8 protein-coding genes and 1 pseudogene are annotated in these 12,581 nt (G+C 48.3%); 6 read left to right on the top strand and 3 right to left on the bottom strand.

Translation table 11 applies throughout. From position 1 onward, the window contains the following. Nucleotides 1-226: 226 nt before the first annotated feature. Nucleotides 227-759, top strand: a pseudogene (locus tag Q5691_RS18900) (transposase); the annotation flags it as partial. Nucleotides 760-991: 232 nt separating this feature from the next. On the opposite strand, the gene Q5691_RS18905 reads toward Q5691_RS18900, so the two are convergent. From Q5691_RS18905 to infC, 3 genes are all read right to left on the bottom strand, one after another. Continuing rightward, entirely contained in the window at nt 992-1,468 is a 477-nt protein-coding gene (locus Q5691_RS18905; protein WP_333215150.1) for a cyclic nucleotide-binding domain-containing protein, read from the bottom strand. Nucleotides 1,469-1,677: 209 nt separating this feature from the next. Next, on the bottom strand, nt 1,678-4,722 hold the full coding sequence (locus tag Q5691_RS18910) for a HEAT repeat domain-containing protein (RefSeq protein WP_333215147.1): 3,045 nt from the start codon (nt 4,720-4,722) through the stop codon (nt 1,678-1,680). A gap of 107 nt (nt 4,723-4,829) precedes the next feature. Next, a complete protein-coding gene (gene infC, locus Q5691_RS18915) occupies nt 4,830-5,366 on the bottom strand; it encodes a translation initiation factor IF-3 (protein WP_006635262.1) in 537 nt (178 codons plus the stop codon). A 417-nt stretch (nt 5,367-5,783) separates the two neighbouring features. On the opposite strand from infC, the gene Q5691_RS18920 reads away from it, so the two are divergent. The 5 genes from Q5691_RS18920 to Q5691_RS18940 all read left to right on the top strand — a co-directional run bounded on the left by Q5691_RS18920 (nt 5,784) and on the right by Q5691_RS18940 (nt 11,935). Beyond that, on the top strand, nt 5,784-6,806 hold the full coding sequence (locus Q5691_RS18920; protein ID WP_333311039.1) for an alpha/beta fold hydrolase: 1,023 nt from the start codon (nt 5,784-5,786) through the stop codon (nt 6,804-6,806). A 701-nt stretch (nt 6,807-7,507) separates the two neighbouring features. Continuing rightward, the gene (locus Q5691_RS18925) at nt 7,508-7,951 is read left to right on the top strand and encodes a hypothetical protein (protein ID WP_333215144.1); all 444 of its coding nucleotides are present in this window, start codon (nt 7,508-7,510) and stop codon (nt 7,949-7,951) included. Between the two features lie 442 nt (nt 7,952-8,393). After that, complete coding sequence (locus Q5691_RS18930; protein ID WP_333215142.1) at nt 8,394-10,190, top strand: N-acetylmuramoyl-L-alanine amidase; 1,797 nt, start codon at nt 8,394-8,396, stop codon at nt 10,188-10,190. Nucleotides 10,191-10,339: 149 nt separating this feature from the next. After that, the gene (gene murI / locus Q5691_RS18935) at nt 10,340-11,200 is read left to right on the top strand and encodes a glutamate racemase (protein ID WP_333346320.1); all 861 of its coding nucleotides are present in this window, start codon (nt 10,340-10,342) and stop codon (nt 11,198-11,200) included. A 180-nt stretch (nt 11,201-11,380) separates the two neighbouring features. Continuing rightward, a complete protein-coding gene (locus Q5691_RS18940; RefSeq protein ID WP_006635267.1) occupies nt 11,381-11,935 on the top strand; it encodes an NYN domain-containing protein in 555 nt (184 codons plus the stop codon). Nucleotides 11,936-12,581 lie beyond the last annotated feature (646 nt).

The following is a 12,581-nucleotide window of genomic DNA, read 5'->3' on the forward strand; positions in this document are numbered from 1 at the left end:
ACTGTAATTAACTCATAATTTTGCCGGAAATATCATTATACTATGTATTGGTGTAATTAATTCTGTCTAACTACTTAAAGATTCGGGTTTGGTGCTTGTCTATAGTTACATTTTTTTTGATGAGAATATTATTAGACCTGTTGCGAAAGTCTCAGGCGATATCTAATTTAGTCTTTAAAGAAAGTTCATAATTATAAATACCAGCGATTAAATTCAATCTTAATTTGAAGGATATGTATTTTTATACCGGATGAGCTGGGATAATTTTAAGGAATCAGGAGACTTGAAAACCTCAGTAGAAGCTTATTATAGCTTCACAGGATATTATCGGTGAGTCCGTTCATACAGAGCGGATTTATCGTACGTAAAGCGAGAAAACCGAGCTTGGTGTAAAGAAAAAGGAATTAGAATCAGTGAACCACCTCTAGAAAGACCTCCAGCCAATGTGAGTAAAGAAAAAAAGAAGCAAACAAAGGAAGAGGAGAGGATTCGTCAGGCAATTGAAAGAAAATTTGGGGCTTGCGTAAACGAAGATTTAACCTGAATCTGGTAATGACAAAACTTGAGAATACCTCTATTACAGCTATTGCTATCACTATCACTTTATTAGTAATGAACCTTTCTACCTGGTGGCGCCGGGTTTTTTGTATGTTTGTATGCGGTTCGGGGAAAACAATCCCTGTTTTTGGGCTTAACATAATTTGCGCTTATATTTTACTCAAAATAAGGCTGAAAAAACTCATCTTTAACTCTGGTTGAACAATCAATCAGTCCCCATCGGCAAAAAGCGATCAATTATTCAGCAAGCCCTATTTAGTTATGCACAAATTCACCTTGTTATCAAATTAATTTAGATGCGTTTACCCTGGCTATTCGTAAGGCGGCAATAGCGGACACTAGCAAGAGAAATTGTGCGCTATTGCCACCTTACAGAATATAAATTGTGCAGAATTACCGATCGACTAAAAACACAATTCTCAATTCCCCAATTTCATCGCATTTCAGGAACTCTCACAGTCTCTGTAGGAGGAATCATGGCTTCTTTAGCATTCAACTTTTGATTCAACTCCCGAATCCGGCGCGACAGCAAGCGAATAATATTCACCGCAATTCCCGGCGTTTCATCAATCGCATCATAAAGCTGCATTTGAGTCAGCATCAAACACTCGGATTGTTCAAGAGTAGAAATAGAAGCCGATCGAGGTTCCGCATCAAACAGCGACATTTCTCCGAAACAAGCCCCTGCTTTCAACTGTGCCAAATCCCGATCGCCTATATGCACGCGCACCGTTCCCGATACCAAAATATAGAGAGACCGCCCTTCTTGTCCTTCCGTAAAAATCCTGTGCTTGGAAGGAAACGAAAGTTCATCCATTACCGATGCTAGACGCACGAGAAAATCATCCCGCAGTTCCTTAAAAATCGGAACCTCCCTCACAAACAATAGGCGTTCGACGCTTGTTAACATAATGAGATGCAATGATTAATTTAAACTTAAACAAAGGAAGAGGAAGAGGCATTGGGCATTGGGCATTGGGCATTGGGCATTGGGCATTGGGCATTGGGCATTGGGCATAGTTTCTTTTTGTTCCCTCTTCCCTCTTCCCTCTTCCCGACATCCGTTACATCCGTTACATCCGTCGAGCGAATCCGTTGCCGAACTTCCTTCTTCCTTCTTTACCTTTTTCCCCCAGCACCCAACTCTGCCATCATCTCTTCAACTTGAGCGGATACCAAATTATCGGGGTCATTTTGCAGCCTGGGCAACAATTCGACCAAAGCCCGGGGCGAGGCTATTTTCAAATAGGCTAACACTGCTTCGCGGACAAAACCCGTCGGGTGCTGCAGACAGACGAGAGTTTGTTGAGCCGTAAGACTCCAGCGCGCTTCCCTCGCCAAGTGAAAGCAGCAGGCCAAGGCCCAATCCGAAAGGAAGTGGCGCAATTCTAGCAAGCGGCGCAAACGATCGCTAGGGGCTAGAGGTTTGTAAACCATCAATTCCGAGAGGTTGCTCAATTTTTCTCTTTCCGAGTGTTGGTCTAACAAATTGATGAGCGATCGCTTCCTAGCTATATCCACAGTATTATCGAGAATTTCCAATCCCCTAGCAACCAAAGAAGGTTGGCCAGAAGCGATGTTGAAAGCAGCGGCTTGTACCGTGTCCAGCGGATAAAGAAACTTCATCAGCAAAAAACACCGGTCCCTAGCATCAGCTTCCAACCCAGCCAGAGCCCGCTGCAACAATTGAGCCGTATCGTTCCCAGGTTTCCGAGCGCTGTTGGCCTCTCGCTCTGAGAAATGGCCGTAGCTTGTTACCCCAGACAAATCTACCAGACCTGCATAAATTTGACCGATAAACATTAACTCCTGTTCGATAAGAGTTTCCAAGCCGCTACGGCCGATGCGGTCTAGAACCCCTTCTATCCCAGCTTCCGAAGGCATTTTCAACAGGATGCGGAGGATATTGCGCCTCGTCGTTCCCCAAGCCGTCATCAAATTGCTGACCAAAATGTCGATCGCCTCATTTGTCCCAATTTGACCCAGAGCCGTCCAAGCTTGCAACCTGACCAAATCCGACTTGTGGATATCCTCAGCCAAATACACGAGCAAAGGAATGGCATCGTTGTGAAGTTTGACTATAGCCTGCAAAGCCGCTTCCCTAGTCGACTTGTAACCAAGTCCGCGCAGCAGCGAAGGATAATATTCTTCCGAATGAGTAGACGAAATCACGTCTAACAGAGCGCAGCGCACTCGCAGAGACTCATCTTGCAACAGATTCGGGATATGCAGCCGCAGTCCTTGCAAATAATCAGCTTCTCCCAGAGCCCGCGTCCCCATAACACGTTCCCGCTCTTGCTTGTGTGTCAGCATTTGCCGCAGCGTGTTAGTAGCCTCTGCCTTTTGCAGGCGATCGCCCCTTCTCATAATTAAAGCAGCCGCCGTCCCCCGCACCACCGGATCGACCGTCGGCTGCAAGTAAGGCCTCAAGCTCTCAATATTCGGTTCAGCTTCCGTCAGCCAGATGTAGCGCAAAGCCAAGGCCAGAACCTCCGGTGGCAAGGATTGCTGCGAGAGTGCGCGGACTGATTCTAAATATGCGGGGTTCGGGTGTTGCAGCATCGTTTCCAAGCTCTGGCGCTGCAAACCTGGGGACAGCGAATCGAGGAGGGGAGCCAGAACTTCTCCGACATTTTTGGGATCAATTTGCGTCAGGAGTTCTATGCAAGAGCGCTTTTCATCTTCGCCCCCCGGCTTTTGTAGAGTTTCCACCACTGCGCGTTTGAGAGCTTTGAGGTCAACGTCTGTGACTCCCAAGCGCCCCCGCTCCGCACTTTTGACCAACAAACCCACGTATTGAGAGCGGATCAACCATACGACAAATACCCACAACAGTGCCAATATGACGATCACGCCAATAAATATCAAGCTTTGCTGGTCGTGAAATACATTTTCGTCTTGCTGGGGGAGTATCTTGCCTGTCACCCACAGCATAATCAGGATGCCTACTCCTGTAGCTCCGCAGGACAAAGGTTCGCCCACACCGTTGACCAGAGTTTGAATGCCCGATCGAATATTGTCGGGAATCGGTTGAAATAAAACCGGGCTAACGGTTTCCAAAAGCGTGTAGTGCAGCAGTTCGTCTAAAAATCTCAGCAATATTAGCCCGATAAACACAGATACTAGCTGACCCAGAGATGCTCCTATGGTCAGCACCCCTAGTATAGCGATGCCCGCCGGCAAAATCATCGCGGTCACGAATACACCGATTCTTTCCACCAAGCGGCTCGAAGCGAACCACTGAGTCGCCACTTGAAAGAGGCCTTGTATGCCTTCATAAATGCCCAGGAAGCTAGCGATCCAGCTAGCTCCGTCCCCCGGGTTTTGGTATTCTAGCTGGCTGTAGAATTGGAAATCTACCAGCACATAGACGACTTCTGCGAGGATGAAGAAACTGACTAGAGGTACGGCGTATTTTTGAAGTGGGCCTGTAACTTTGCGGGCGGTAAATTCTTCTTGGTCGTCGTCTTCGTCGTCATCCGTCCAGTGAGCAGTTTCCGGGAATGCTTGGCTGTATTTTTCCGTGAGGTAGTAGAGCAACACCGAGCCTGTTGCCACCATCAGCCCCGATATGAGGGTAACGTTTTTGAGTCCGACTACGTACAGCAAAACAGGCAGAGAAAATCCGCTGACTACTCCAGCTACTAGATAGCCGCTACTGACTAACGGATAGGTGCGCTTGATTTCTCTAATATTAAACAGTTGGTTGGAAGTGATAGAAGTATTAAGGTCATTGAGGACATAGCAAGCTTCCACCCATAGCCACATCAAAAAAATAGTAATAAAAGCGATGCTGATGCCAGCTATCTTAGTATTTTCGTAGCCGATGCCGAATCGAAACAAAAATAGCGGTACCGACATCATGCCCAGAACCACTACGACGGTGCGCCTCAGCGGCAGGATTTTTTGCAGCCACGAGTAGACAAATCCCAAGCCAGAACCGATAAAGGCACTGGCTATGTAGATAAAAGGCATTTTGTCGGCACCGTACTCGTCTAAAAACAGACCTACTGTGCTGAGTTCCAGCCAGATCAGCCCGACAGAGGTTAGAGTGTAGACGAGGAACATGAGTACGGTTCGCTCTACTTCTTCCGATCGCAGGTTGAGCGATCGTAGCACTCCTTGTCTTACTCCCGCCGAACCGCTGATTTGAAAATTTTCCATGCAGCGTTGATTTCCCTGTGTGGTAGCTTATTCCTGACTAACTTCGGAAGTCATCAGCTATCAGTCACCAGTTTATGACTGATGACTGCTCACTAATGACTATCTATTTATACTTTTTTCGGCGACAGCAGCATCATCATACTGCGTCCTTCTTTTTTCGGCGCTTGCTGCACTTCTGCGATTTCCTGCAAATCTGTGGCCATGCGCTTAAGCAAGTCCTCTGCTAGGTTGCTGTGTTGGATTTCCCGACCTCTGAACATGATCGTGGCTTTTACTTTGTCCCCAGATTTGATAAAGCGGTCTGCTAGTTTGAGGCGCACTTGGTAGTCGTGTTCTTCAATTTTGTAGCGCATCTTCACTTCTTTAACATCGGCAGTGTGCTGCTTCCGCTTTGCTTCTCGCGCTTTCTTTTCCTGCTCAAATTTGTACTTCCCATAGTCCATTACCCGGCATACGGGCGGGTCAGCTTTGTCGCTGACAAGTACGAGATCGAGTTCTTTTTCTTCTGCCAGGCGCAGCGCTTCTGCAGGCGTCAATATCCCTAGTTGCGCGCCGTCGGTATCGATTACCCGGATTTTGGGGTATCGAATATTTTCGTTGATCTGGGGTAGGTTGCGATTTTGTCTTCTTTCAATCACAGGCATGAATGGTTTTACAAGCAGTAGTTTAATAGCGAAGCTTTTTGATAGTTACAGGTTTGATTGGTCAATTTTTCACGATTGACGATCAAACTGTTTTATAAGGTGTTACCCTTACCGGACGTACTACCGCGCCCTGTGTCCCCTGCGCTAAAGCCTTGGGGAATATTTGGACGATCGTAAATGAATTCTTACAATACTTGCTATTCTACTCAGTCTGGCTGAGTTTCTGCCTAGTTTTATTTTAACTTCACACACGATCGTCCGCCCCCTTGCCCGATTGACGACAAAACCGTCACAAATTCAGGGTAAAAGCTTAAGGATGAGCTAAAGTCGCTTTTCCTCGCCCATCTCGCCCGGTCGGACAAGTCCCCCAAGTCGCCTGATTTGCCTTGTAGAATAGGTATAAGCAAGTGTAAATTTATGTTGCGAGCTGAGGCAAAATTGACAAATTCTCTGCTGTGGCACCAACGGGTGGGAACTCAACGAGACTGGATGTGGCGGGGTTGGCAAACTCGCTACACTTATTTGCGGCCGACTTTGGGGCGAAATCAAGGCGCGCTCAAATCTCAAGATTCTGCGGCCCCGGCAATTGCCCAGCACGCATCGGGAACGCCGATTATTTTACTGCACGGGTTTGGAGCTTCGATCGGTCACTGGCGACAAAATCTCGCCCAACTCGCCGAAAACCAAACCGTTTATGCCTTGGATTTGTTAGGGTTTGGCGCTTCCCAAAAAGCTCCGATCGACTACTCTGTGTCTTTGTGGGTCGATCAAGTTTATGATTTTTGGCTAACTTTTATCAGAGAGCCAGTAATATTGGCAGGAAACTCGATCGGCTCACTGATTTGTCTGGCCGTCGCCGCAGCTCACCCGGACATGGTGGCCGGCACGGTAATGATTAGCCTTCCAGACCCCTCTGTGCGAGCCGAGGCGGTTCCTGGATGGCTGCTTCCGGCGATCGAAGCGGTTGAAAGTTTGTTTGTTTCTCCGATCGTACTCAGGCCTCTGTTTTATTTAGCCCGCAAGCCTTCCTTTGTCCGTCGCTGGATTGGCTTTGCCTACTCCAACCCCGAAGCTGTTACCGACGAATTAGTGGAAATTCTAGCAGGACCAGCGGGCGATCGGGGAGCCGCCCGCGCCTTCTGCGCTTTATTTAAAGCTGTAGGCAGCTCACAATTTTGCCCCAGTGTCAAGATTGTGATGCGAAATTTAACAATCCCCATGCTGTTAATTTGGGGCAAACAAGACCGGATGATTCCCCCTCGGTTCGCCCGACCCCACCAATTTGTCGAATGCAATCCCAATTATGTAGAGCTAGTAGAATTAGACAATGCCGGCCACTGTCCCCAGGATGAATGCCCGGAACAAGTAAATCAAGCAATTTTGAACTGGATGAGCCGGAATTTTGCACCTATGGGCGAGAGCGAATTGCAGCACTGTTGATTAGACATCGGCCCGTGGATTACTAAGGGAAAAAATAACTTGCAGCTATCGATCCCGCTCAAAAATAAATTTGCTAGAACTCGATCGCACGGGGGGGTATTGTATAGCAGATGTTGAAAGCTCTAGGGGCGAAGCAAAGCGGGTAAAAAGAAGTCCTGCAAGAAGGCGCAATCGACCGCTTAGGTTTCACAAATTAAGAAGGTCCTCACCGTCAGGGCATTTGCTATAGTACAAAACTTCCCTATCTTGAGAGTCAGTCGATTTGATCTTCGAGATTGACTCCCCAGCGGCTATCTACAGGCTTGAGCTAACCTAAACCACTTGTTTGCTGTGGACGACTCCTGCAGGAAAGTAAGTCTCCGTCTTTCTGTGATGTCATGTATCTACTGTTATTGATTGCCATTTTTTTAGAAGGTCAATCGATTTTAGATTTTAGATTTTAGATTTGAGAATTGAAGCATTGACCCCACGGATCAATTCGAGAGCTTCTTTATCGGATACAGGTTTTTTATTTCACCGGTCCTGAGTCTGTGCGTTGGAATGAATCCGGGGGCTTGTATCCTGGATGCTTTCGGTCAGAGATTGACACAATCACCAAGATAGTGTATCTTCTCTAACTGGTAGTACACATCCAAGTTATGCAGTTAGTCGAAAGGCAAGTCATTAAACCAAATCACAGGTTTTACCCAGAAGCCGATCGATTGTCTTTGCTGTCCAACAAACTTTACAACTGCAATAACTATTATATCTACGGTCAAAACTTTTTCTCAGGTCAACCAACCAATGCTCTGGGTGTCGATCGTTCACTCAAAAAGAGTCGAAAGTACAAAGCATTGCCGACCCAAGTAACACACAAAACTCTCCCGTTACTGCTGAAAACATGGACTAGCTATCATAGTGTAAAATTGGCGGGCGCGATTAAGATCGCCCCACTAAGTGTCAAGCAGCACCGAAAGCCACTGATTAAAAAAATCCAGAAAAAAAGAGAGCAGGGGCGATATGTAGTTGTATTTAACTGTCAATCTCTTAGCAAAAAAGTAGCAAAAAAGCTTTTTCCAAAAAATATGTCAGTTTGTCAGGGACTAACATTTGGTGACCTTGAAAAGTTACCTCAATCTTGGAAATCCGGATTGTTACCGAGGTAAGTTGTTAAGTTATTGAGGTAGTTTAGGAAAAGTTAGAACAAAACGCAAGTGTAAAGCGGATTATAACCCTTGCCGTAACGAGCTTCGCCAACATTAAAGAGCGATGAAACCCCTCCCTGGAAGAACGGTAAAATTCTACCTTCTAACTTGTACCTTCTAGCTTCAAGAAACACCTTGTTTCTTGCTCCTAAAAATAAATACCTTCCCTTGTGCCAACAATCTTTCAGTCTGCTTATAACCGATCGCCCCCAAGTATACGGGAAAGTTCAAAAATGCCCGTATCTGGCATTTGGGAGCCTGTTAACGCATAAAAAAGTCAATTTAGCCAACAACTGAGGGCTCCCGTGCCCCCGGTCTGCTGGCGGCTAACTGCTGAAAGCCTCTGAGGGCAAGCAGCGCCCTTCCAGCTTTTGGCAGTAACGCAAACGAGGAAAAAACTGTCGTGAAATTCCACTGGCTACTACCGAGTTTCTTAAGTGTATTTTTGCTCGCCGGAGCCGCCGAAGCAGCTAGACTGCAATCTTGGCGGTTTGATGCTTCAGAGAACCGGCTTTACATTACAACAGACGGGGGAGTACAACCCAAGGCTCAACTGATTTTCAACCCGATGCGGTTGGTAATCGACTTGCCGGGGACGAGTCTGGGTCGTCCATCGGTCAGCAGACCGCTCTCAGGGGCGATCGAATCGGTGCGGGTAGGGCAGTTTGACAACGATACGACCAGAATTGTGGTCGAGATCAGAGACGGGTTTACTATAGACCCTCAGCAAGTAAAATTCCGGGGGATTTCTCCGAGCGAGTGGACAGTGGATTTGCCAACGCCGGTGCGGGGAGAAACTCAAAATCCGATTTCAGAGCCGGGGGGAGAAAGGTTATCGGTTGAATCTTCAGCACCCCAAGCCCAGTCGGCCGAGGCGACTGTAGTTCAGAACGTTCAGGTGACGGCGGACGGTTTTTTAGTCCGCACGGAGGGCGGTCGCCCCCAAATTAATTTTCAACAAAGTCGGGCTGGGGACATTGCCACCCTCGATATTGAAGGAGCGAGTTTAGCTCCAAGCCTAAGCAGCCAACAGCCTCAAACTAACGGTCAGCACGGGGTTGACAAGATTGAAGTCCGGCAACTGCCAACAGACCCGCCCGTTACCCGCGTGACTTTGCGGATGAAGAGTCCTAATACTCAGTGGCGGGCGTCAGTGAGCAATTTGGGCGGGGTTGTGCTATTGCCTGGAAGTGTAGTACGACAGCCCTCTGTTCCCCGCCGCCTGACTGTAGATCCTCCGGCTAGACAAGCTCAAGGAAATTTAGCGAGAGTTCAGTCAATTGATTTAGCCAGTAACGGCACGCAACTGGTGGTGAGAACTGACCGCCAAGTCTCCTATACCAGCGGCTGGGACCAGGGGTCGAGATCTTACTGGATCAGGATCGCTTCTGGTGTCCTAACGGGGGAAATTCCTCAGCTCGATGCCAACAGTCCTGTATCGTTTACAGCCAGCCAAGAAGATGCGGAGACTGTGGTGATTTGGGTGCAGCCGCGATCGGGGGTAGAGGTAGGTAGGGTGACGAGACCAAACCCGCAGTTGCTGTCTTTGCAGTTGCGATCGAATGCTAGCGCGCAGCAGCCTTTCACTCGCACTCCCAGCCAGCAGCAACCTTTGCCGAGAAGGACTTTCGGAACCGATGAGTTGCCCCAAGCTTCAAACCGCCGCGCCGTAATAGTGATCGATCCTGGTCACGGTGGCCGCGATCCGGGGGCAGTCGGGATTCAGGGCATTCAGGAGAAGGAGATTGTTTTGGATATCTCGCTTCAGGTGGCGAGGCTGCTGGAACAGCAAGGCGTGCAGGCGGTGATGACTCGGACTGATGACAGGGAAATCGACCTGGAACCCAGAGTTTCTTTGGCGGAACGAGTGAATGCTACTTTGTTTGTCAGCATTCACGCGAATGCGATTAATATGAGTCGGCCGGATATCAGTGGGATTGAGACTTATTATTTCAATAACGGCCAAGATTTGGCGAGGGTGATTCACGCCAGTATTTTGGAGGGCACGGGGGCGCCTGACCGCCGGGTGCGGCAGGCGCGATTTTATGTTTTGAGGAAGACTTCTATGCCTTCTGTTTTGCTGGAGGTGGGTTTTGTGACGGGTGCTGAGGATGCTGCTAGGCTTTCTGACCCAGCTTACCGCAGTCAAATGGCGGCTTCGATCGCTCGCGGCATTTTGTTTTATCTTCAACAAAGATAATAGGCAGTGGGGTGTTGACTGTTGACTGTTGACTGTTGATTAATCTTATTGGTTATCTGTTATTAGCCACCGCAAACGATTAACAAATGACAACTGACAACTGCCAACTGCCAACTGCCAACTGCCAACAGATAACTAACTATTAACAAATGACAACAGACTCTGGACAACAAAGAATCGGTATTTTTGACAGCGGCGTGGGCGGTTTGACTGTTTTGACCCAGTTGTACCGACAATTGCCCAACGAATCGATACTTTATTTTGGAGATACGGCGCGGCTGCCTTACGGCACTCGCACGCCGTCGGAAATTGTGGAGTTTGTCCGCGAAATTATGGCGTGGTTGGTGGAACAGGATGTGAAAATGGTCATTATGGCCTGCAACACCAGTTCTGCTTTGGCGATAGAGATGGTGCAGGCTGAATTTGATATCCCGGTGCTGGGAGTAATTCTGCCGGGGGCGCAGGCTGCGGTGCAGCAAGGCAAGCGGATCGGGGTCATCGCAACTCCTGCTACGGCTGCTAGCAATGCTTATCGAAATGCGATTTTGGAGATGGACGATTCTTGCCTAGTTTGGCAGGTTAGCTGTCCGGCTTTTGTGCCGCTGGTGGAGCAAAACCGGATTCACGACCCTTATACTTGTGAGGTGGCGCGGGAATATTTGGCTCCTTTGATTCAGCAGCGCATCGATACGCTGATTTACGGCTGCACTCATTATCCGCTGTTGGCTCCTGTGCTTCGCTCGCTTTTGCCTGCTGGGGTGACATTGATCGATCCTGCGGTACGGGTGGTGGCTGCTGCAGCCAGAGAATTGGAGCTTTTGGGGCTGCGGAATCCTGGTACTGCGCTACCGACTCGTTTTTGCGTGAGCGGCCCCCCGCAGCAGTTCGCCGAGTTGTCGGTGCAGTGGCTCGGTTGTACTCCTGCTGTTGAGAAAATATCCCTGCCGACAGTTGTACGTAGGGAAGCGGGGCGTAAGCCATCGCCCGTATCGCTGGAATCGGCCGAATAAACTGGAAAATTTATCCGTTAATCTAACCCCCCAAAACTCAGGTAAAGCTGGGTCTGGGGGGTTTAATTATTGCGATGTAACCTAGCAATTACACATCAATAGGTAATATTATTGAACAAAAGCTTTGATGAACAATGCAAATAATGTCCTATACGTGCTGGAGCTCTTCAGCCTTGAACCATGTCACCCTATGTATCACAAGCAGTTTTACTTGTAGACGGCTATAACATAATTGGACTTTGGCCTCGACTCCGAGAGAAGCGCGATCGCGATGAACTCGAAACCGCTCGCCGCGAGTTAATAGAGGTTTTAGTTAACTACAGCGCCGTTCAAGATTTTGAGGCCAGGCTGGTGTTTGACGCGCACTATCGAGATACTCCCGGCGTTAAAGAAATTATTACTAAAAATTTATCAGTGCACTACACTGACTTCGGTCAGACAGCAGATACCTATATTGAAAAATCTTGTGCTAGTTTGCGCTACGAGTTGCGATCGGTCAAAGGCAAAGGCCGCATGATTGTCGCCACCTCAGACCGAGCGCAGCAATTGACCGTAGTCGGCTACGGTGCCGAATGGATGTCCGCCGAACAACTAGCGGCTGACGTAGAATCCACCGCCCGCCGCAGCGAGCGCCGACACAAATCCCGCAAGCAAAATTCCAGTCGCTTTCTTGCCAGTTCCCTCGATCCAGAATCCCAGCAGCGCCTCGCCAAGTTGAGAATGGGGCTGCATTAGCTGCTGAAACCCGCTCGCTGTCTGATAAAAAAAAAGTTTCTCAAAGGCCTTGCCAAATCGAGTAAGTTCAGCTATTGTTAGTAAATGTGGGTAACAAAAACCCCCAATCCTCGGTAGCTCAGTGGCAGAGCGGTCGGCTGTAATGAATGCAAGCCTTTGGCATCAACCAAAAGCCCTAGTGACATAGCAGCTCTATCCGGTAACGGGTACTGAAAAATCGGGTGAATTCAAGGAAACCGCAGCACTTCGGGTGGCGGCAATCTTGAGCCAAGTCTGGCGAAAGGCCGTGGTTTAAACCACAAGTAGCCAGAAAGGTGCAGAGACTAGAGATGAGGAGCCTAACCAATAAATCTCATAGCGCCCGACATCCGACGACAGATCACAAACTTGATTTGTAGGGATGATGAAATAGTCCGCCCCCTTCGGAAACGTTGGGATAAGTGTAACCGATTGGTCGTAGGTTCAAATCCTACCCGGGGAGTTAGTAAAAGTCTGAAGTTGGAATTTTCCAGCTTCAGATTTTTTCTTTTTATTTTGTGTTTTTACTTTGGGCGTTCCTTAATCGGAACTTACCCCCTGCGGGGAGTTACGATTAAACATGGCGTTTTGTCCGCACCCGTTTATTAAATATGCTGCAGAAACGAGA

It is taken from the genome of Microcoleus sp. w1-18aA5, assembly GCF_036701705.1.
Taxonomy (GTDB): domain Bacteria; phylum Cyanobacteriota; class Cyanobacteriia; order Cyanobacteriales; family Microcoleaceae; genus Microcoleus.